Here is a 21,289-nt window from a genome sequence, read left to right as displayed (position 1 = left end):
GGACCACCTCAATAAGGATCGACTGCGTCGCGCAGCCCGTCGCCGAGCGCATTGAACGCAAAAACCGTGATGAGCACGAAACCGACCGGCGCCAGGATCCAGGGATAGGTGCCGATCACGGAGTAGTTTGCCGTGTCCTGCAGCATCAGTCCCCAGGAGATCAGCGGCGGCTTCACGGCGAAACCAAGAAAGCCGAGGAAGGATTCGAGCAGCACGACGCTCGGGATATGCAGCGTGACAGCGACGATCACGTGGCTCATGACGTTCGGAAAGATGTGCTGGAAGATGATCCGCCGGTCGCTCGCGCCGACGGCCATGGCCGCCCGAACATAATCGATGCGGGCGAGCGCCAGCGTCTTGCCGCGCACCTCGCGCGACATCTGCGCCCAGCCGAGCGCCGACATCACGACGATGACGAAGCCGAGGAAAACATTGGTCGGCGCCGTCACCGGGATCAGCGAGGTCAGGGCCAGATAGAGCGGCAGCTGCGGAAAGGCGAGGACGACTTCGACGAAGCGCTGCACCCAGGTATCGAACGAACCGCCGAAATAGCCCGATACCATGCCGACCGTGGTGCCGATCACCGTGACGATGAAGACGACGGTGAGCGCGATCGTTAGCGAAATCCGCGAGCCGATGATGGCACGCGACAGCACGTCACGGCCGAACTTGTCGGTGCCGAGGAAATGCACCGGCTGCCCGGTGGTGGAACCGAAGAAGTGGCGGTTCGTCGTGATCAATCCGAACAGCCTGTACTCGGCGCCCGCCACGAAGAAGCCGAGAAGGTTGGGGTTGTCGTAGTCGGGGCCGACGACCGGCTGAAAGGTCACGGGGTCGAGCTCCCCGGATTCGGTCTGTCCAAAGACGCGCGGCTGGAAGACGATATTGCCGTCCTTGTCGTGGAAGCTCATTATCTGCGGTGGAGCAAAGCCCACGTCCGTTGCCTTCGGGTCCATCGGCGCGAAGAACTCCGCAAAGATCGCCATGACGAGCAGCAACCCGACGAGGATGAGGCCGATCATTCCGGTCCAGGAGCGCCGCAGCCGGCGCCAGACCAGCGCCGTGTAGCTTTCATTGCCTCGCGGCGCGGTCTTGGCCGTCTGTTCGAGGGACATCTGCTCGTGGGGCCGTGGCGGAGAGGAGTCGAAAGCGAGCATATCAGGCTCCTCCATAGGCACGGACGCGCGGGTCCAGCATGGCCAGCAGCATGTCGGCGATGATGTTGCCGACAATAAGCGTGGCCGAAAGCACCATCATGAAGGTCGCCGTCACATAGACGTCGCCGACGGCCATCGAGCCGACGATCGCCGGCCCGACGGTCGGTAGCGAAAAGATGATCGCCGTCTCGATCTCGCCGGTCAGCATGTAGGGAAGCACGACGCCCTGATACATGACGAGTGGGTGCAGGGCATTGGGCACGGCATGACGCATGACGACCGCGCCGCCCGAAAGCCCTTTGGCCCTTGCCGTCTCGACATACTGGGCGTTCAGCGTATCGAGCAGATTGCCGCGCATGACGCGCATGTTGTAGGCGAGCCCGCCGAAGGTGGCGATGGCGACAACCGGCCAGACGTGTTTGACGAGGTCCACGAATTTCGCCCACGACCACGGTGCCCCTCCATATTGCGGCGAGAAGAAGCTGCCGATTTCAGAAACGTTGAGCTGGAAGACGAGCAGGTAGACGATGATCAGCGCCATCAGGAAGCGCGGCACCGTCATGCCGAGAAACGAGATGCCGGAGAGCAGGCTGTCGATCCAGGAATATTGTCGGGTTGCCGCCCAGATGCCGAATCCGATGCCGAGCAACGAGGCAAGGATGTGGCAGACCAGCGCCAGGAGCAGCGTGCGCGGCAGGCGTTCGCCGACGACGTCTGCCACCGGTTTGTTGTAGAACATGCTGTAACCGAAATCGCCCTGTGTAACGATGCCCTTGATCCAGGTGAAATACTGGATGACCATCGGTTGATCGAGGCCGTGGGCAATGCGGTAGGCCCGAGCCTGTTCGTCGGCTTGTGCGAAGGACGCGCCGCTCTGGTTGATCAGCTGCGAGCGGATGTAATCGGCATAGTCACCCGGGGGCGCCTGGATGATCGCGAAGGTCACGATGCTCAGGATGAGCAGGACGGGAATCGCGGACGCAATGCGCACGAGCAGGAATCGTAACATCGGACGGTTCGCTTCTCCTTGCCGCCTGTCGCGCCTGTCGGTGCGGCCGGCTTGTTGATCTTGCCCGGCCGCGCTTCACGCGCGGCCGGAGTTCTTGGTTGGGAGGGGGAGCTCTTAGTTGATCGGGCCCTTTTCGCCCGGCTTGCCGGGCAGCTGCTCGGGGAACAACTCATATTTGCCCTGCTTGTCGGCAGCGACCCACAGGCGCTCGCGGATGACGGAATCCTCGGCCCAGTTGAACATGAAGATCGGAGTTCCTTCCGGCACGTTCGAGAAGCGCTTGTTGATGATCAGCGCACCCGGATATTCCGTCAGTCCGACCGTATCGACATTCTCGGTTGCGACCTTCTGGTACTGCTTCATCAGGTCGACGCGCTGGTTGTTGTCCTGGCTGGTCTGGAATTTGGTGACGATAGCCACCAGCTTTTCTTCGTACGGCATCAGGTCGAGTTTGCCGTCCTTGCCGGCGCGGTGGTGCCAGCTCGTGCGGGGACCGACAGGCGCAAGCTGCTCGGTGTTTTGAACCACGGAGGCGAGTTCCGGCATGTTACGCTGGATCAGCCAGTCGAAACGGCCGCTATAGTGGGCGTCGTCGCGCTTCGGGCCATCGAGCGCATTGAGGATGACCTTGACCCCGAGCTTTTCCATCTGGCCGATGACGCCTTCCGCGAGGCTCTTGTCCGTCGCATAGCCGTTGTTGACCAGAAGCACGATCTCGACGTCCTTGCCGCCTGCGGTTCCGGCGGGGAAATTCACGAAACCGTCGCCGTCGGTATCCTTGAGGCCCGCTTTGGCCAGCAGTGCCTTGGCGCCATTCAGGTCGAAGGGATAATAGACCACGGAATTGCGGTCGTAGAAGCTGGTGCCCGAGGACAGGCCGCCCGGATAGATCGCCGTGAACGGACCCTTGACCAGCGAATCGCCGATCGCCTTGCGGTCGAGGCCCATGGTGATCGCCTTGCGGAAATCCTCGTTGCGGTTCAGCTCGCGAACGGCCTGGCCGCGTGCGTCCGGCTCACCCCAGCCGTTGCCGGAGAGGTTCAGGCGCATGTTGTAGCCAATCAGGCGTGGGCCGAAGGCAAGACGGGCCGGGGCGGTCTTCTCAGCGGCGCGCTTCAGCGATGCCACGAAATTTTCCGGCTGCTCGAGGTTTGAAATGTCGCCGGATCCGGCGACGGCCTGCACGTCACGGTCGGCCCAGGTCGACAGCTTGTAATGCAGTTCGTTGAGATAAGGGAGTTGATTGCCCTTCTCGTCGACTTTCCAGTAGTATGGATTGCGGCGCATCACGATGATGTCGTCGGGACGGTATTCGACCGGCACCCAGCCGCCCATCACCGGCATGTTCGCGAATTCCGGCGGGAACGCATTCTTGAACTGATCGTAGGTGTTTTTCGAATATTTCGGATGCTGCGGCTTCAGGATATGCGACGGGCCCGGGCAGAAGCCCGGATAGGCCATCGTATAGAGATATTGTTTGGGGAAAGCCTCCTTGAAGGTCCATTCGACGGTATGGTCATCGAGCCTCTTGAGTGTTGTCCCTTGTCCGAACGCTTCAGGCGATGCGCCGCCGCCGAGCGGCGAGACATTCGGGTCGATGACCTCGTCTTCCCAGTAAAACATGATGTCGTCCGCATTGAAGGGGACGCCGTCGGACCATTTCGCGCCTTCGACCAGATGCATGGTCAGCTTATGGCCGTCCTCCGACCAGTCCCAGCTCCTGGCAAGGTTCGGCAACGGCTCGGTATCCTTGGCTTCAACCTGGAAGAGCGGCGCGGTGCGCGTGAGGCACTCGGACAGGCCGATATCGATGCCACCCCATCCCTGGGTCTGGCCGGCACCATAGTTCCAGCCTTCAGGCCGACCGCCGATGACATGCCGCAGGGTATCGCCGTAGACGCCGGGGCCATCCACCATGTTCTCCGTCTTGAAGACAAGCGGCACCTTGGGCAGGCGGTCCTTGACGGGCGGCAGCTTGCCGCTGGCGACGAACTTCTTCGTGACCCAGTCGGGCTCATGATAGGTGGGCAGTGCCTTGAACTCTTCAATGGAATCCCTGGACACGTATTTGATCTTGCCTTCCGCCGGGAACTGCGCCGGAACGGGCGGAGCAGTGGGTTCTGAGGCATAGGCGCTCAAAGCCGAGACCGAGACGCTCAGCGCCAGTCCGGCAAGACGGCCAAGGTTGCGGAAATTTGTCATCGTTTCTCCCTCCTGTTGCGGAGCACTTTGCAATGCCCCGGTTCTCCTCAAACGATCCGGATGCGGGCTTGCGGCGACAGGCTCCCTCCCGGAGCCCGATCGCCACCCGTCCTCCCGAAATCTCAGACAGCCTGCTTGAGCGCCGCCTTTTCGGCGCGCAACTCGTCGATCGAGCGGACATTGCGGCGCGCCGCCCCGGCCCAGTCGCGGGTCTTCACTGTCGATTTTGCCAGCCGCTCTTTGGCCGCAGGAATGGCATCGGCATATTGCGGCAACCAACCGGCCTGGGCGACAACCATCTCATCGACCATCTGCCAGACTTCCTCCGGAGTTGAGATGGCGCCGACCAAGGGGTCGTGCAGGACCGCCAGCTTCAGGAGGTCGAGATCGCCGCTGATGGCTGCGTGCACCGACATGCGCTGCACGTTGATCGAGGCGATGCAGGTCGCGGCACAGGCTTCCGGGATCGTGATGCCGGAGACCATATTGATACCGAAGCGGTCGACGAAACCCGGCGACTCGATAATCGCGTCGGCCGGCAGGTTGGTGATGACGCCGTTGTTCTTGACGTTGAAGTGGCCGCGATAGACGCGGTTGGTTTCAAGCGCTTCGAGAATATGGCTCGCATGCTCGTTCGAGCGCTTGGATGGATCGATCGGCTTTTCGGCCGAGGCGAGGAACTGCGGGAATTCCGTTTCGAACCAGTTGCGGGTTTCCGTCGAGTGCCGGAGGTAGCCGCCGGTCTCGCCGTGGATCCAGTCGGACATGTCGATCCACTTGGTGATCTCTTCCGGCCGCTTGCGATACCAGGGCAGGTATTCGGACAGGTGGCCGTTGCTCTCCGTAGAATACACGCCGAAGCGCTTCAGGACGTCGATACGCAGCTTTTCCTGCTGGGAGAAAACCGGGTGCGCCTCAAAGGCGGCGACGAGTTCGTCCTTGCCGATCTTTCGGCCGTTGAGGCGCAGATCGATGAACCAGGTCTGATGGTTGATGCCCGAGCAGATATAGTCGAGATCCGAGCGGGATTTGGCGCCGAGAACATCGGCGATCTGTTCTGCGCCGTGCTGGACGCCATGGCAGAGCCCGACGGTATCGACCTTCCCGTATTCGATCGCAGCCCAGGTGTTCATCGCCATCGGGTTTGCGTAGTTCAGGAATTTCGCACCGGGTTCGGCGACCTCGCGGATGTCCTTGCAGAAATCGAGGATCACCGGGATGTTGCGCTGGCCGTAGAGAATACCGCCGGCGCAGATCGTATCCCCGACGCACTGGTCGATACCGTATTTCAGCGGGATGCGGATATCGTCGGCATACGCTTCCAGGCCGCCGACGCGAACGCAACTGATGATGTAGCGAGCACTCGTCAGCGCCTCGCGACGGCTGGTGGTTGCCGTCACCCTGGTCGGCAGCCGGTTGGATTCGACGATCTTGTCGAGGATCGCCTTGATCATCTGGAGGTTATGCTCGTTGATGTCCGTGAGCGCGAATTCGATATCCCTGAATTCCGGAACGCACAGGATGTCGGTGAACAGCTTTTTCGTGAAGCCGACGCTGCCTGCGCCAATGATAGCGATTTTGAAGCTCATGATTTCAACCTCGATGCGATGAAAATACCGGCGCCGGGGGATGGGAAGAAGAATAGCCGCCGGGCTTGCGCACTGCGGCAAAAAAGGCCAGAAATCCGGCCTATTCCCCTCCCCGCCGCTCCTCGATGCTGGCGGTGTCCTCTCTCTCGGGGGCAGATTATGCGCAAATTCGGCGGGGCCGCCAGAGAAGGATTATGCTTTCATGGGTAATTCTATGCTGCAGGAATTAATCGAGCGGGGGCCGGTCATGCGGACCGTTTCGTTGCCGCGGGGCCGACAGACTTTGCACACGATGCCGACCAGCACGGGCTATGAAATCCGCACGGATGCAACCTATGATTGGGATGGGCGCAAGCGTGGCCAAACGCCGTTCACCGTGCTTCAGCACACGATCGGCGGCGCCGGCAACCTCAGATACGACAACCGGGAGCTGCGGGTGAAGGAGGGCGAAACCCTGTTGGTTCTCGTCCCGCATAACCATCGCTATTGGCTGGAGGATGGCGGCCGATGGGAGTTCTTCTGGATCTCGATGAATGGCGACGAAGCGCTTCGCATTCACCGCGCCGTTCTCGCGGTGACAGGCCCGATCCTCAAGCTGCAGCCGCGCACCATCGAGCATCTGGCCGATTGCAGCCTGCGTCTCATCGATGGCGCGGAGACCCCGGGCCGCGCATCGGCCATCGCCTACGAAGCGGCCATGGCGCTCTATGACGACGTCTTCGGTTCGCATCCCATCTTCAGCGAAGAATACCGGACGATGCAGCATGTCATCGGCCACATCGTGAGCAATCTCGAACATCCGCTGCCGGTCGAGGAGCTGGCCAAGGTCGCGGGTCTCAGTCGAGCGCATTTCTCGCGCATCTTCGCCGCCAGCGAAGGCGTTCCTCCGGCCGAGTTCGTTCTGCAAAAACGCCTGGAGCGCGCCATCAAGCTTTTGACCAAGACCGACAGCATGCCGGTGAAGGAGGTGGCAATCCGCTCCGGCTTCCGGGACGCCAACTACTTCTCCAAGGTCTTTCGCCGTGCCTACGGCACCAACCCCACCGAATTCCGCACGACCGGCATGTATGCGAGCGTCGGCAGGGGCGCTGACACCACGCTGCGGCGGTGACCGACGACCTATTTTTCCGCCTCGTAGGAGAGCTTCGGATACCAGGCCGTCCGGGCGCCTCAAAGCCCTCGGAGAAATCGCAGTTCAAGGACAACTGGGCGCCGCTGCTGACCTGGATCGAGGATAGCCGGGCCGATCTCATCCGTTGCTGGTGAGAGCGTAAAACCCTACCTATGGGAGTCTCGAACGACATGGGAACTGGTCCGGGTGCCAATACTGCTGGTTATGCGTGCAGTGCTGCCGTGAGCCAGGCAACGGCTCTGTCATTGGCAATCGTTCGTCGCGCCTTGAGTGGCAGCAGGATATTATATCGCCCGTCAGCCTTGTACGTCAGATCATGCAGCGCGACCAACGTTCCGGCATCAAGAAAAGCCTGAACGAGGGCGCCCCAGCCGAGTGCGACTCCCTGGCCATTACACGCAGCGAATATCGTTTCGGTATAATGGCTGAATCTCAGGGATGGCTTGAGATCGAAGGAGGCTCCGATCTGGTCAAGCCATTGAGCCCACGAAAACCACAACGGGTCGGAACTGTGAGTTTCGATATACTCGTCTGCCGATGATAGAGGACCTGGTTGTCTGCGTTTGAGATAATCGGGCGAACACACGGGCGTTATGAAATCGTCTTTTGAAGCAATGACCGTCCCATCGTTAAACGGCGGTATTCCATAACGAATGGCGATGTTTATCTCACCACTATCGAGATCGATTTTTTCATCCTGGGATACAACACGCACCTGGATACCAGGGTTTTGGGAACGGAAGTCGGCCAGACGCGGAAGCAGCCAGAAAGACGAAAACGCGATCGTCGCGCCGATCGTGACGACATCCTGGCCGGACGCTTTGATCGCCTCGACCGTCTCCGCAATATTGGCGAGGCTCTGCGCCAGCGACGCCCCCAGAATGCGACAGGCAGGCGTAGGTTCGATCGCGCGATGTTTTCGCACGAACATTGGCTGCCCCAGTTCTTCCTCAAGCAAAGCAATCTGCCTACTTACGGCCGCCTGTGTGACGCCAAGTTCGGTCGCGGCCGCAGTAAAGCTCTTTCTGCGCAAAACTGCTTCAAGCATCAGCAGCGCGGTCAAGGATGGGAGTCGTTTACGAAACTGCATGCTCCCGCCCTCGATCCATTACTTTTCATTATGCCAACGTAACAATTTATGCCGTTGAACCGATTGCATGGCAAGCGCACCTTGCCTGAAAGCAGGCAAAGAGGTTCTTCATGCTGAACAAACTTGCGTCCTCGATCTCTTCACTTTTGGACGCGCGTGCCGACGGGCATGCTCTTCCAGCCGGCCTGTATACCCGGTCAGACGTGTTCGAAGCCGATGTCGACGTCTTCTTTCGTCGGCACTGGATCTGCGTCGGACTTGAATGCGACGTGCCCGAGCCCGGCGACGCTGCGGTTATCGACATCGGCAAAACCAGCCTGATCCTGCTGCGCGACGATGACGGCGAAATCCGCGTCGTGCATAACGTCTGTCGCCACAGGGGCTCGCGCCTCCTCAATCCCGGCAAGACGATCGTCTCGAAGCTGGTCTGTCCCTATCACACCTGGACATACGAACTCAGCGGGGAATTGAGCTATGCACCCCATATGGGCAAGAACTTCGACAAAAAATGCCATAGCCTGAAGCCTGTGACCTTCAAGTCGATCGGCGGCCTCATCTATGTCTGCCTTGCCGACAATCCGCCGAAGGATATTGCTCGCCTCGAGTTGGCGATGACCGAGCGCCTGGCACCCTACGATATTCGCAATTCCAAAGTCGCATTTGAAACCGATGTGATCGAACACGGCAACTGGAAGCTGACGATGGAGAACAATCGTGAGTGTTACCATTGTTCGGCAAACCACCCGGAGCTTTGCGTCTCGTTTGTCGATCTGGATTTCGGTTTCGATCCCGAGACACTCAGCCCGGAGGACAGGGCGCAGGCCGAAGAACATCTTGCGCTTTACGAAGAGCGCACACTTCAGTGGACAGCAGACGGCTATCCATCCGCCGCCATCGAACAACTCGTCGATTGCGAGACAAATTTCAGGACGCAGCGCCTTATCATTTCTGGTGCGGGCGAATCCCAAACTCCAGACGCCACGGCGGCCTCATCCAAACTTCTGGGAACGATGACCCGCAAGGATCTTGGTGATGTGCATCTGTGGGGCCATAACAGCTGGAACCACTTCATGGGTGACCACGCCATCGTGGCAATAGTCATTCCAATTTCGCCCGACAAGACGCTGGTGCGCACGAAGTGGCTCGTTCACAAGGACGCCGTCGAGGGCGTGCACTACGATCTTGAGAAGTTGACGAACGTCTGGGTGGCGACCACGGATCAGGACGCAGAACTCGTCGCCCGCTCCCATGCCGGTGTCGAAGACCCTGCCTATGTGCCCGGCCCCTATTCGCCATTCTCAGAGACGAATCTCGACAAGTTCGCCTCTTGGTACATCGATCGGATGCGTGCGCATGGATACTAGGAGCGCCTTCGCAGCTGTCGATCAGATCGAGAACACTGAATTCTGGGACCGGGATTTGGACGAGGATCTGGTTTGCATCGACGTCCACCAGGAAACGCACGATGTAAAAACATTCACGTTCGCGTCTTCGCTTGGGAAAAAGTTCGCCTTCAAGGCCGGCCAGTATTTCCTGTTCGATCTCGAGATTGACGCCGAGCCCGAAAGCCGCTGCTACAGCATATCCTCCTCGCCGCAGCGTGCCAACGCGTTTTCAGTCACCGTGAAACGCGTGCCTGGCGGTAAGATTTCCAACTGGTTTCATGACAATGTCACAGCTGGCTCAACGATGAAGGGCAATGGACCGCTCGGACATTTCATCCGGCCCAATGCCAAGAAACTGCTGCTTCTGTCTGGTGGATCGGGGATCACGCCAGTCATGTCGATGATACGCGAACTGGCGGATACCTTCGAGCCCATCGACGTCGTGTTCATGCATGCGGCGCGAAGCCCCAAAAACTTGATCTTTCGAGAAGAACTCGCCAGTCTGGCAAATAAAGGAAAGCAGCTCCGCCTGCATTTCCTACCTGAGCTCACCGCCGGAGAAGCCCATTGGCCTGGCCTTACCGGGCGCATCTCGGCAGACTACATGAAGCTGGCCGTACCTGACATTGCAGAGCGTGTCGTGATGTGTTGTGGCCCGGCGCCATTCATGGCTGCTGCCCGCGTGATTGCCGCAGATCTCGGCGTTCCGTCATCGAGTTATATCGAGGAGAGCTTCGACGCTGCCGTCATCGACGATATCGACCTTCCGGTTGCCCAGGAAGCAGCCACGAGAATGTTCACGGTGGAGTTTGCCAAGCAAGTTCGTAAGATCGAAGTTTCAGGCGAGCAGACCGTTTTGTCCTGCGCGAAAAAAGCTGGCGTGAAACTCCCCTCTTCATGTTCAAACGGGGTGTGTGGCACCTGCAAATCAAAACTGGTGTCCGGATCCGTCGACATGAACCACAATGGTGGGATCCGCCAGCGAGAGATCGACGCCGGGTTATTCCTGCCGTGCTGTTCGAAGCCACTCAGTGACCTCGTGGTCGATCGGTAGGACTTAAAACAATTACAGGGATGACCGGAGAAACGATCGATCGCCTTGCCTCAGTGTTTCCGCTGGTCGGGTAAAAGTGCCCAGAATGCGAAGAGAGGCCCCTCGCCCGACCGCATCGCGTGCCGGATTCCAGGTGGATTGTAAAAGGAGCCACCCACGCCGGGCGTGAACCAACCGGAATCGCCCTGCATGAATTCGCCATCCGACAGGACAAGATAGATTTCCTCCGGTGCATGATCGTGGTCCGGATACCGCACGTTCGGCGCCATCAGGGTCGCGCCGAGCCACACGTCCGAACGGTCCTCTAGGCCGCCCGGCCCGACGATCATGGTATTGGCGTGGCTCATCGGGAAATTTGCACTGGCCGAATTGTCATAGGTCGAGCGACAGTTCCATTCGAGCTTTGTCTCCAGCGCGGCGAAGCGGTGGAGCAAGATGTTCAACGAGGATTGCTCCGCCTTTGCAGCCAAGACACTCTGCAAATGCAACCCACAAACCGGAAGCCGCTTTGCGATATTCACCCGCTCCGGCAGCGATGTTTGCAGGTGCGCAAATATCTGCACTAGTGACTGCCGGGCCCGTGAATCCTTGGCAACCCGGTCGAACGCAACGAACGCGGCATTCAGAAAATCCTGCAAGGCTTCGCTGCGGGCCATTGCTCAAATATCCTTGGCAAGCCGCAATGCGTCATAGATCGCTGCATGGGTGTTGCGAGCAGCGACCGCGTCGCCAATCCGAAAGAGCTGGTAGGTGCCAGCGGGATTGCGCTCGGCCGTTTGCGGCACGCCGGAAATCAGCTGGTCGTAGGAAACTTCACCGAGATTCCTCGAGCCGGGCCTCATCTCGAAATAAAGGTCGTCCAATGGAATCGTACCGTGATTGATGACGATCTGGTCGATAGTCCGTTGCTTTTCAACACCGCCGTAGTCGCTGCCGACATGGGCAATGATCTGGTTGCGGCTCTTTTCGGCCGATTGCAACCGGTAGGTGACGGTGAAGGTCACGTCGAATTTCTGCAGCGAGCGCATGTAGGGAACAAGGTTCATCGCCATGACCTCCGGCGCGAAGGAACGGTCGGGCGTCATGATCTCGACCTTGGCGCCTGCCTTGGCGATGAATTCCGCGGCCTGCAAGCCGGCATGGTCGCCGGCATCGTCGAAGATGAGCACATTGGTGCCCGGCTTGACGTCACCCGAAATGATATCCCAGGAGGAGACGACGAGCTCATTTCCCTTCGACAGAACTTCGGTATGCGGCAATCCACCAGTTGCGATGATGACCACATCGGGCTCTTCAGCCGCGATCATATCGGCGTCCGCCCAGTTGTTGAAATGGAACGTGACACCAAGCTTCTCGCATTGGCTCATCCGCCAGTCGATGATGCTGATCATCTCGCGGCGGCGTTCGCTCTGCGCGGTGAGGCGGATCTGTCCGCCAGGATTGTTGGCCGCCTCGAAAACCACGACCGCATGCCCCCGCTCGGCGGCCACGCGCGCCGCCTCGAGGCCAGCCGGCCCGGCTCCGACAATGACGACCTTCTTGCGGATGTCTGCTTTTGCAATGGTATGCGGCATGGTCTGCTCGCGACCCGTCGCGGCATTGTGGATGCAAAAGGCCATCCCGCCCTGGTAGATGCGGTCGAGACAATAATTCGCGCCGACGCAAGGGCGTATGTCCTCCTCACGCTTTTCGATAATTTTGCGAACGATGTGGGGATCCGTCATGTGGGCGCGGGTCATTCCGACCATGTCCACTTTGCCCGCGGCAATGGCGTGCCGTGCCGTCGCCACATCCGGGATTTTGGCCGCATGAAAGGTCGGAAATTGGGTTGCTGCACGGATTTCTCCGGCAAAATCGAGATGGGGCGAGTTCGCCATGCCCTGGATCGGAATCACGTCGGTCAGGCCGGCATCCGTATCGATGTGACCTCGGATCACGTTCAGATAGTCGATCAGGCCACTGTCGCGCAGCCGTCGCGAAATCTCGATGCCGTCAGCTTTTCCAGTACCTCCGGGGAGACATTCGTCGGCCGTGTAGCGAACGCCGAGGATGAAATCGTCTCCGACGCGCGCTCGCATCGCCTTGAAGACGTCGAAACAGAAACGCATGCGATTTTCGAGCGAGCCCCCATATGGACCGTCCAGTTCGTTGGTGAGCGGCGAATTGAATTGATCGATCAGGTGACCGTATGCCTCCAACTCGACACCATCCATGCCGCCCGCCTTCATGCGCTCGGCTGCGTCCGCGAAGTCTCTGATAATGCGCTCGATGTCCCAATCTTCCATCTTCTTCGGGAAGGAGCGGTGCGACGCTTCACGATGATGGGACGGCGCGACCACCGGCAACCAATCGCCCTTGTCCCAACGGGTGCGCCGGCCGAGATGGGTCAGCTGGATCATGATAGCTGCGCCCTCTTCGTGCACGGCATCGGTCATTTCCCGGATCCACGGAACGATTTCGTCCTTATAGGCAAGCAGGTTGTTGAAGACCGGCGGGCTGTCTTTCGACACCGCTGCCGATCCCGCCGTCATTGTCAGCGCCACGCCGCCCCTCGCTCGCTCGAGGGTATAGGCTCGGTAACGTTCCTTCGGCATGCCGTCCTCAGGATAGGCGGGCTCATGCGATGTAACGATGATACGGTTGCGTAGGGTCAGATGCTTCAGTGTGTAGGGCTGAAGGAGGGGATCGTTCGACATGCGACGGCTCCGGTTATGGCCTTTGCGCGTAAGGCTAAGCAGGAATGTACATGTGTGTCAATATTGAAAACATCAACGTACCTGCAGTCGACATTGATGTACATTTTACTTGAAGTGCGATTAGGAGTTTGTTAGGAAGTGTCTATGGAACAGGCGGTAAATGACAGCGGCTGGCGTGGTTCTCAGGAGGGCTGGCTTGAAGCCGCCTATGAAGCGCTGCTCGAATCCGGCGTAGATTCAGTAAAGATCCTGCCGCTTGCCAAGAAGCTGGGCCTGTCGCGGACAAGCTTCTATTGGTTCTTCAAGGATAGGGAAGAACTGCTGAGCGCGCTGATATTGCGCTGGAGGGACAAGAACACAGGCAACCTCGTGAAGCAGTCCGAAGCATATGCAGAATCCCTTGCGGAAGCGATGCTCAATGTCTTCGATTGCTGGCTCAACAAAGATCTCTTCGACTCCCAGTTCGAGTTTGCAATTCGCAGTTGGGCATTGCAATCGCCGGAGATCCAGGTTGAAGTTCAGCAGGCTGACCTGGCCCGAATAGGCGCTTTGAGCCGTATGTTCGTGCGGTTCGGCTTTGACGAAGAGCCTGCGGACGTGCGCGCGAGAACAACCTACCTGGTCCAGATCGGCTACATCTCCATGCAGTCCACCGAGGATATCGGACTGCGTATGAAGCGCATTCCCGAATATATCGCAATCTATACCGGTCAGATCCCGCAACAGCGGGAACTCGATCGCTTCTACGCGCGGCACGGCTATAAACAAGGGTGAGAGCAAGGTGGAAGCTGGCAGGGGCTGGAGAATTGGCGTGATCGGCGGCAACGGCTGGCTGGGCAGCGCCCTTGCCGGCGCGGTGCTGGATGCCGGCTTCGTCAAGCCACAGGACCTGTCGCTCTCTTATCGCAGCCAGCGGCCGGATCGTTTCGACGAGGCTTTCTGGACATTGGACAATCAGGCCCTTGCCGACCGCTCGGATGTTGTCGTTCTCTGCGTCCGCCCTGCTGACTGGCGTGACCTCAACGTCGATATGAAAGGCAAGCTGCTGATTTCCGTCATGGCAGGCATTCCGCTGGACGCGCTGAGCGACCGTCATCGGACCGCCTATGTCGTTCGTTCGTTGCCGAATGCAGCGGTCGAGATCCGCCAATCCTACACGCCATGGATCGCGACGCCTGGGGTCAGCGAAGAAGAGCGTATATTTGTCAGAGCCCTGTTCGAGACCTGCGGTGTTCAGGATGAAGTGCACAGCGAAACCGATATGGACTATTTCACCGGCCTGTCCGGATCAGGCCCCGCCTTTCCGGCGCTTCTTGCCGACGCGATGATGCGAGATGCCCTGTCCCGGGGCATCCCCGTCGCGATGGCCAGGCGTGCCGTTAACACGCTTATCATCGGGGCGGGGCGTCTCATGGAAATGCGTAAGACCTGTCCCAGCGAAATCGTGCAGACCTTCCTCGATTACCGCGGCACCACGGCAGTCGCGATCGAGGCAATGCGTGCTGCGGGTTTCGAAACAGCCATTGCTTGCGGACTGACGGCAGCGCTCGAGAAATCGATGAGTTTGGGAGACGCTCCCAAGCAATTGTGAATCGGGCATCCGCGGCGCCCCGCATTCCACGTCCAGCCGCTAAAAAAGGGAACAGTACTATGAATAAGCTTTTGGCTTCGGGTTGCGTGCTGGTCGGAGTGTTCGCCGGCGCATCAGCGGCAAGTGCTGCCGGGTGCGGCCGCGTCACGATCGCGAGCATGAATTGGCAAAGCGCGGAGGTCATCTCCAATCTGGACAAGTTCATTTTAAACGAAGGTTACGGCTGCCAAGCAGAGATCACGGTTGGAGACACCGTGCCGACCATCACCTCCATGGCGGAAAAGGGCCAGCCTGATATCGCTCCGGAGGCCTGGATCGACCTGCTTCCCGACGTGGTCGCGAAGGGCACGCAGGAGGGCCGGATCGTCAAGGTTGGATCTCCACTGCCGGACGGCGGCAATCAGGGCTGGTGGATCCCGAAATATGTCTCGGACGCGCATCCGGACATCAAGACCATTCCGGATTTGCTGAAGCATCCCGAACTCTTCCCAGGCGAGGAAGACCCAAGCAAAGGCGCAATCCTCAACGGCCCTCAGGGTTGGGGTGGCACCGTCGTGACAACCCAGCTGTTCAAGGCGTTCGGCGGGGAAAAGGCCAAGTTCACGCTGATCGACACCGGATCGGCAGCCGGTTTGGACGGTGCTATTGCAAAGGCATATGAGCGGAAAAAGAGCTTTGCTACCTACTATTGGGCGCCGACGGCGCTGCTCGGCAAATACCCGATGGTGAAACTCGAGGCCGGCGTGAAAAACGATCCGGCTGAATGGAAGCGTTGCAACACCGTTGCCGATTGCCCGGATCCGAAGCCGAATGCTTGGCCGATCGACACGATCGTTACCCTGGTCGCCAAGCCCTTTTCGGAAAAAGCAGGACCCGAGGTGATGACCTATCTCGAAAAGCGGTCCTGGAGCAACCAGACCATCGGCAAACTGATGGCATGGATGACGGACAATCAGGCCAGCGGCGAGGATGGCGCCAAGCATTTTCTGAAGGAAAACAAAGATATCTGGACCAAGTGGGTTTCCAAGGACGCCGCCAAGAAAATCGAGGCAGCGCTCTAATAGGCCCTTGGGGCGATGTGCCGAACACGTCGCCCCTTCCGCTTGCCGTCAAGAGAAGAAAAAGACCTCACACGGCTCTTTCCAGAGAAAGGGAACCGAATGGAATGGTTTTATAAATTTCCCCATATGGATGACGACGCGCTTCGTAACTTGAAGAAAGCGATCGATGAGGGTTTTCGGGCTTTCACCCGCGCCTATGGCGATACGATCGAAAGCATGTTTTCGCCTCTGCAGAGTTTTCTGCTGGCGGCCGATCGCTTTATGACGCAGACACCGTGGCCGATCATCACGGCGATCATCCTCACGATTGCGTGGTTTGCGAGCCGAAGTGTCAAAATCGTGCTGAGCTGTCTGATCACGCTGCTGCTGATCGGTTATTTCGACATGTGGACCGACACGATGCGTACGGTCGCGATGATCTTTGTCTGCACCGTCCTGTCGATTGCCGTCGGTCTGCCGATAGGCATACTCATGGCGCGTTCGAATGGCGTCAAACGGGTCGTCAACCCGATCCTCGACGTGATGCAGACCATGCCGAGTTTCGTTTATCTCATTCCGGTCGTCATGCTGCTGGGCATCGGCCGCGTCCCGGGGCTCATCGCCGTGGTGATCTACGCCATACCGCCCATGATCCGGCTGACCGATCTTGGTATCCGCCTCGTCGACAAGGATGTCCTGGAGGCTGCCGACGCCTTCGGCACCTCGGAGACCCAGAAGCTTTTCAAGGTGCAACTGCCGCTTGCCCTGCCAACGATCATGGCGGGGATCAACCAGACGATCATGATGGCGCTGGCGATGGTGGTGGTCGCCTCGATGATCGGCGTTCAGGGGCTTGGCCAGCCGGTGCTGAAGGCAATCGCCAACCAGTATTTTACCCTCGGCATGTTCAACGGCCTCGCAATCGTTGGGATCGCCATAATCTTCGACCGGGTCAGCCAGGCCTATGGCAAGCGGCTCCAGAAACATCGGGAGATCGTCCATGGCTGAGCAAGGTTTGGGCGGCATCGCAGTCCGCAATCTCTACAAGATCTTCGGTGCCGATCCCGCCGCGTATGTCGATGCCGTTCGCAACGGTCTAACCAAGACAGAACTCAACGATGCGCATGGCCATGTGCTGGGGCTGCGCGATATCAATCTGGACATCAAGTCGGGCTGTATTCAGGTCATCATGGGCCTGTCCGGTTCGGGCAAATCCACGCTCATCCGCCATATCAACCGCTTGATCGATCCGACCGCGGGTGAAGTGCTGGTCGACGGGGTGGACGTCGTGAAGATGAACAAGGACGAACTGCGAAACTTTCGGCGTCATCAGACGGCAATGGTCTTTCAGAAGTTCGCCTTGCTGCCGCACCGGAGCGTGCTCGACAACACCGTCTTCGGCCTTGAGGTCCAAGGCATCGGCCGCTCCAAAGCGATCGACGTCGCAATGAGGTGGCTGGAGCGCGTTGGGCTGAAGGGGTTCGAGCATAGGTACCCCAACCAACTGTCTGGAGGGATGCAGCAGCGCGTCGGACTTGCCCGCGCATTGTCGAACGATGCGCCTGTCCTGCTGATGGACGAAGCCTATTCCGCACTCGACCCGCTCATCCGCATGGACATGCAGTCGGTTCTTCTCGATATTCAGAACGAGATCAAGAAAACGATCGTGTTCATCACACATGATCTCGACGAGGCTCTCCGGCTGGGAGACCAAATCGCCATCCTGCGCGACGGCGAGGTCATACAGCAAGGTACAAGCCAGGACATCGTCCTGAGGCCGGCGGATCAATATGTGGCCAATTTTGTCAAAGAAGTGAACCGCGGACGGGTCGTGCAGGTCGAAGCGATCATGGCTCCCTTGCGTTCCCGGACCGGAGGTGAGCAGCCCACCATTCCGGCAAATGTCACGATCGAAGAAGCGATACGGGCGCTGGTCTCTGCACCTGATGGCGACGTGACCGTTGTTGACCCGTCAGGCAAGCCGGTTGGAACCGTGAGCTTCCGGCTGCTGGCAGGGGCTATGGTCAATTCCCGTGAGGTCGAGCACCGGTCTTTCGACGCGCCGGCGATCGTCGCGTGACGGAAGAAGCTGGGAGGTCGATGGGGCTTTGCCACGATCAGCAGATCTGCCGCATCCGGCGCCAGGCGGCAGGCGTATCGCCGGCAATCTGCCTGAACGCCTTGGTCAAATGGGCCTGGTCGGTGAAGCCAAGCTGGGCCGCTATCTCCGCGACGGCCAGATCGCTTTCGACGAGCAGCCTTTTCGCCAGGTCGATGCGCCTGGCGAGTTGCCACTGCAGCGGCGTTTTACCGGTGGTCTGCTTGAATACGTTGGCAAACCAGCTTTCCGAAAGGCCGACGGTTGCAGCCATTTCGGCAACCGTCAGGCGGCAGTCGCTCAAGCCGTCGATGCGTGACACCAGCTTGTTCATCTGTGCCTGGGTCAGCCTGCCATTGGCTTTTTCGGTTTCATGGTCGGGTATGTCGAGAAGACCGGCGACGATGCTGCCCACGAGGCTTTCGCCATAGACCGCGTGCTTTGACGGACTGGATATCTCGTCGACCAGCAAACCCGCCAGCGTCTCGATGGCACCGACATCCTGAAGCTCCACCGGCCGGCGCACCGCGGCCAAGGCGGCGGAGGCCCCAACCGAGGGCGACAGGAACCGGAGCAACCGATCCCTGTGCATATGCAGGTTGAGGTGGGAAAAGCGGTGCTTGGTTTCGCTGCTGGTCCACATGGGAACGCCGGCGGGAACATAAACGGCGCGGGTCATCGGACGGGAGTGCTGCGATCCGTCTCGGTTCGACACGCGAATTCGAGACGATACGTCGTTGAAGAAAATCATGATGCGCGGATCGTCCGCCAAATAATAGCCCGTGGCGCCCGACTGGCTTTCCGCTTCCCAGAAGACACTGACCAACCCGTCGAAACGACGCCACTTGGCCGGCGCGACAACCCTTATCCCCTCCGTATGCCAAGCCATGGAATGCCAAAAACTCAACGTCGGAACCCTTCACCATCTGCCATTGGAAACATCATACCCGCCGCCGAGGCGTCTCGACCAGCTTGCTCAGGCGGCGCCTCATAATATGATAATAGACGTCAGGTATATAAAGGCTCCGGCCAGATAGTAAAGGTCCGCACCGCAAAGCACGCTGCCCACCAGGGCGGCACCCTCCGCCTTGACAAAGGATATCATCCGGCCTTCACCTCACCCGGTCATAGGGGATGGATCTTCGCGCCCCTGGTCAGCTGGCATCGCCGCGATCTGATCCAGCGCCTTGATCCTCGTCACGATTATCTTATGGATGCCCTTCCCGGTATTCAGGCCATGCGGGAGAAATTTCGATGAACGTCCGACATCCACTTTTCGATCTGAGCGGTCGCCATGCCGTCCTCACCGGTTCGAGCCGCGGCCTCGGCCTTGCCATGGCGCGCGGACTCGCGTCCGCCGGAGCCCGGGTGACGCTGAACGGGCGCGATGAGGCGACGCTTTCCGCAGCAGTGAACCAGTTGAAGACGGAGGGGTGCGAGGCCTCCGGGCTGGTCTGCGACGTAACCAACGCCGACGAGACAAAGGCCGCGTTCGCCGGCCTCGACGGGGTCGATATTCTCGTCAACAATGCCGGCATTCAGATCCGCGCGCCCTTCCTCGAGCACAGCGCCGAAACCTGGCGGCGGATGTTCGACACCCACGTGATGGGCGCGGTGTTTCCCTCGCAAGCCGTGCTGCCCGGGATGATCGAGCGCGGTGGCGGCAAGATCATCAATATCTGCTCGCTGATGAGCGAGGTCGGCCGCAAGACGGTCGTGCCCTACACGACAATGAAGGGCGCGCTGAAGATGCTGACCCGCGGCATGGCGACGGAGCTCGCCCGTCACAACATTCAGGTCAACGGCATCGGTCCGGGCTATTTCGCGACCGAGATGAACCGCGCGCTGATAGACGATCCGGCATTCGACGCCTTCGTGAAGAACCGCACGCCCGCCGCCCGCTGGGGCCAGCCGGATGAACTTTCCGGTGCAGCGATCTTTCTGGCCTCTCCGGCATCGGATTTCGTCAACGGCCAGGTGCTCTATGTCGACGGCGGCATCCTGGCGGCTCTTTGAGCCGCCTCGCTTCCGCAATGCCGATCGGCGTTGAAGCCGCCAGGCATTAGTTCTTTGCGGGCTGGTAGCCGAGCCCGGCGGAGGCGGTGAGCCCTGCCGTGCGCAGGAGATCGACATATTCGGATTTCCGGCTTTCATCAAAGCGGAACATCGGAAAGGAAATCGACAGCGCGGCGATCGGTTTTCCGAGGTAGTTGAAGATCGGCGCCGCCATGCATCGCACGCCCGCCTCGCTCTCTTCCACCTCTTCGGCAAAACCACGACTGCGGGCCATCTGCAACTGGGCAAACAATTCCTGCGGATCGGTGATGGTGCGCGGCGCGAGCTTCGTCAGCTCCATCTTGTTGATCCGCTCCCGGATCTCGTCGTCGTCGCGCCATGCAAGAAGCGCCTTGCCCAGCGAGGTGCTGTGCAGCGGGTTACGCAGCCCGAGCGTCGATTTCATCGAGAGACTGTAGGCGGAGTCGTATTTGTGAATGTAGACGACCTTCTGGTCGCGATCATCGAGAATGCCCAGATTGACGGACTCGCCGGTCACCCTGGAAAGCTTTCCCATCGCCTGGTCCGCCACGCGCAGCAGATCCGTCTGCTCGGTCAGCGATCGCGCGCCGAGGCTGAAAAGTTTCAGCGTCAGTCCGTATTTCTCCGTCTCCGCATCCTGCTCGACATAGCCGAGTTCAACCATGGTCTGCAGCAGCCGATGCGCGGTGGTCTTCGACGTCATGGCGCGTTGAGCGAGATCGGCCAGGCTCACCTTCTTTCCCTCGACCAACGCCTCCATCACGGCGAAGACCTTGAGAACGGCGGCGACATTTTCGGTTTTTGGATTCAGCTCTGACATAGCATGTTCTATTTTTTTCGAAATCTCATTCTGGAATTTATAGAAACCTGTGTCAAGATAAAGGATGGGCGTGGGTAAACCCCGCCTCAGCGGAAGAATGCACAAAAAAACACAGTTGAAAAGCCGCAAGGAGTGTGATTTCCTAAAATCCGGAATAACGTTCCGAATATTTTTGGGAGGACGGCGGCATGCATCCGCTGCTGCGGCAAAAGCAACACCTGATCCAGCGCAGTGACGTCTGCGGCCTCATCGATCGGCTAATCGACAACCTTGTCCATATCGAAGATCGCACCGGTGAATTCCTCCTGCGCCTCGATGACGGCCGGGTTATCGACACCAAGGGCCTGTCTCTTATACACATCTCCGAGCCCACGAGACGGAGCTACACC

General features: G+C 59.3%; 18 protein-coding genes and 2 pseudogenes. 11 read left to right on the top strand and 9 right to left on the bottom strand.

The features are described from left to right. Positions 1 to 8: 8 nt before the first annotated feature. From C5J26_RS25165 to C5J26_RS25150, 4 genes are all read right to left on the bottom strand, one after another. The gene (locus C5J26_RS25165) at positions 9 to 1,157 is read right to left on the bottom strand and encodes an ABC transporter permease (RefSeq protein WP_105404263.1); all 1,149 of its coding nucleotides are present in this window, start codon (positions 1,155 to 1,157) and stop codon (positions 9 to 11) included. A gap of 1 nt (position 1,158) precedes the next feature. Beyond that, a complete protein-coding gene (locus C5J26_RS25160) occupies positions 1,159 to 2,166 on the bottom strand; it encodes an ABC transporter permease (protein WP_105404262.1) in 1,008 nt (335 codons plus the stop codon). A 114-nt stretch (positions 2,167 to 2,280) separates the two neighbouring features. Further along, positions 2,281 to 4,368 (bottom strand): ABC transporter substrate-binding protein, encoded by a 2,088-nt coding sequence (locus tag C5J26_RS25155; protein WP_105404261.1) that lies wholly within the window; start codon positions 4,366 to 4,368, stop codon positions 2,281 to 2,283. 122 nt (positions 4,369 to 4,490) lie between these two features. Then, positions 4,491 to 5,957, bottom strand: a complete 1,467-nt coding sequence (locus C5J26_RS25150) for an alpha-glucosidase/alpha-galactosidase (RefSeq protein ID WP_105404260.1) — start codon at positions 5,955 to 5,957, stop codon at positions 4,491 to 4,493. A gap of 202 nt (positions 5,958 to 6,159) precedes the next feature. On the opposite strand from C5J26_RS25150, the gene C5J26_RS25145 reads away from it, so the two are divergent. Further along, positions 6,160 to 7,068, top strand: a complete 909-nt coding sequence (locus tag C5J26_RS25145; RefSeq protein WP_105404259.1) for an AraC family transcriptional regulator — start codon at positions 6,160 to 6,162, stop codon at positions 7,066 to 7,068. A 223-nt stretch (positions 7,069 to 7,291) separates the two neighbouring features. Here the strand turns inward: C5J26_RS25145 and C5J26_RS25140 are convergent, their stop codons facing one another. Further along, positions 7,292 to 8,179: a LysR substrate-binding domain-containing protein gene (locus C5J26_RS25140; protein WP_105404258.1), complete on the bottom strand. Its 888-nt coding sequence runs from the start codon at positions 8,177 to 8,179 to the stop codon at positions 7,292 to 7,294. A gap of 110 nt (positions 8,180 to 8,289) precedes the next feature. Between C5J26_RS25140 and C5J26_RS25135 the strand changes: the two genes are divergently transcribed. Further along, the gene (locus C5J26_RS25135) at positions 8,290 to 9,543 is read left to right on the top strand and encodes an SRPBCC family protein (RefSeq protein WP_105404257.1); all 1,254 of its coding nucleotides are present in this window, start codon (positions 8,290 to 8,292) and stop codon (positions 9,541 to 9,543) included. Further along, the gene (locus tag C5J26_RS25130) at positions 9,533 to 10,618 is read left to right on the top strand and encodes a hybrid-cluster NAD(P)-dependent oxidoreductase (RefSeq protein ID WP_105404256.1); all 1,086 of its coding nucleotides are present in this window, start codon (positions 9,533 to 9,535) and stop codon (positions 10,616 to 10,618) included. The genes C5J26_RS25135 and C5J26_RS25130 overlap by 11 nt, the downstream gene beginning before the upstream one ends. A gap of 50 nt (positions 10,619 to 10,668) precedes the next feature. On the opposite strand, the gene C5J26_RS25125 is transcribed toward C5J26_RS25130, so the two are convergent. Both C5J26_RS25125 and C5J26_RS25120 read right to left on the bottom strand, forming a co-directional pair. Next, positions 10,669 to 11,274 (bottom strand): dimethylsulfoniopropionate lyase, encoded by a 606-nt coding sequence (locus tag C5J26_RS25125; protein WP_105404255.1) that lies wholly within the window; start codon positions 11,272 to 11,274, stop codon positions 10,669 to 10,671. 3 nt (positions 11,275 to 11,277) lie between these two features. Further along, complete coding sequence (locus C5J26_RS25120) at positions 11,278 to 13,314, bottom strand: NADH:flavin oxidoreductase (protein WP_105404254.1); 2,037 nt, start codon at positions 13,312 to 13,314, stop codon at positions 11,278 to 11,280. Between the two features lie 144 nt (positions 13,315 to 13,458). Between C5J26_RS25120 and C5J26_RS25115 the strand changes: the two genes are divergently transcribed. The 5 genes from C5J26_RS25115 to C5J26_RS25095 all read left to right on the top strand — a co-directional run bounded on the left by C5J26_RS25115 (position 13,459) and on the right by C5J26_RS25095 (position 18,025). Then, positions 13,459 to 14,088, top strand: coding sequence for a TetR/AcrR family transcriptional regulator (locus C5J26_RS25115; protein ID WP_046669143.1), 630 nt, complete (start codon positions 13,459 to 13,461; stop codon positions 14,086 to 14,088). Between the two features lie 37 nt (positions 14,089 to 14,125). Then, positions 14,126 to 14,905 (top strand): pyrroline-5-carboxylate reductase, encoded by a 780-nt coding sequence (locus C5J26_RS25110; RefSeq protein WP_105404253.1) that lies wholly within the window; start codon positions 14,126 to 14,128, stop codon positions 14,903 to 14,905. Between the two features lie 59 nt (positions 14,906 to 14,964). Continuing rightward, positions 14,965 to 15,966 (top strand): ABC transporter substrate-binding protein, encoded by a 1,002-nt coding sequence (locus tag C5J26_RS25105; RefSeq protein WP_046669145.1) that lies wholly within the window; start codon positions 14,965 to 14,967, stop codon positions 15,964 to 15,966. A gap of 99 nt (positions 15,967 to 16,065) precedes the next feature. Beyond that, entirely contained in the window at positions 16,066 to 16,953 is an 888-nt protein-coding gene (locus C5J26_RS25100; RefSeq protein ID WP_105404252.1) for a proline/glycine betaine ABC transporter permease, read from the top strand. Further along, a complete protein-coding gene (locus C5J26_RS25095) occupies positions 16,946 to 18,025 on the top strand; it encodes a glycine betaine/L-proline ABC transporter ATP-binding protein (protein WP_105404251.1) in 1,080 nt (359 codons plus the stop codon). The genes C5J26_RS25100 and C5J26_RS25095 overlap by 8 nt, the downstream gene beginning before the upstream one ends. Before the next feature lie 37 nt (positions 18,026 to 18,062). On the opposite strand, the gene C5J26_RS25090 is transcribed toward C5J26_RS25095, so the two are convergent. Further along, positions 18,063 to 18,950, bottom strand: a complete 888-nt coding sequence (locus tag C5J26_RS25090; protein ID WP_206051220.1) for an AraC family transcriptional regulator — start codon at positions 18,948 to 18,950, stop codon at positions 18,063 to 18,065. Between the two features lie 165 nt (positions 18,951 to 19,115). Between C5J26_RS25090 and C5J26_RS33705 the strand changes: the two are divergent. Further along, positions 19,116 to 19,301 (top strand): annotated as a pseudogene (locus C5J26_RS33705) (inositol utilization protein); the annotation flags it as partial. Further along, entirely contained in the window at positions 19,298 to 20,059 is a 762-nt protein-coding gene (locus C5J26_RS25080) for an SDR family oxidoreductase (RefSeq protein WP_105404249.1), read from the top strand. The pseudogene C5J26_RS33705 and the gene C5J26_RS25080, both read left to right, overlap by 4 nt. Before the next feature lie 46 nt (positions 20,060 to 20,105). On the opposite strand, the gene kdgR is transcribed toward C5J26_RS25080, so the two are convergent. Further along, positions 20,106 to 21,029, bottom strand: coding sequence for a DNA-binding transcriptional regulator KdgR (gene kdgR, locus C5J26_RS25075; protein ID WP_245441267.1), 924 nt, complete (start codon positions 21,027 to 21,029; stop codon positions 20,106 to 20,108). A gap of 59 nt (positions 21,030 to 21,088) precedes the next feature. On the opposite strand from kdgR, the pseudogene C5J26_RS25070 reads away from it, so the two are divergent. Next, positions 21,089 to 21,289, top strand: a pseudogene (locus C5J26_RS25070) (hypothetical protein); the annotation flags it as partial.

This window comes from Neorhizobium sp. T7_12 (assembly GCF_002968535.1).
Lineage (GTDB): Bacteria > Pseudomonadota > Alphaproteobacteria > Rhizobiales > Rhizobiaceae > Neorhizobium > Neorhizobium tomejilense.
This window is presented reverse-complemented; position numbering and strand designations above follow the sequence as displayed.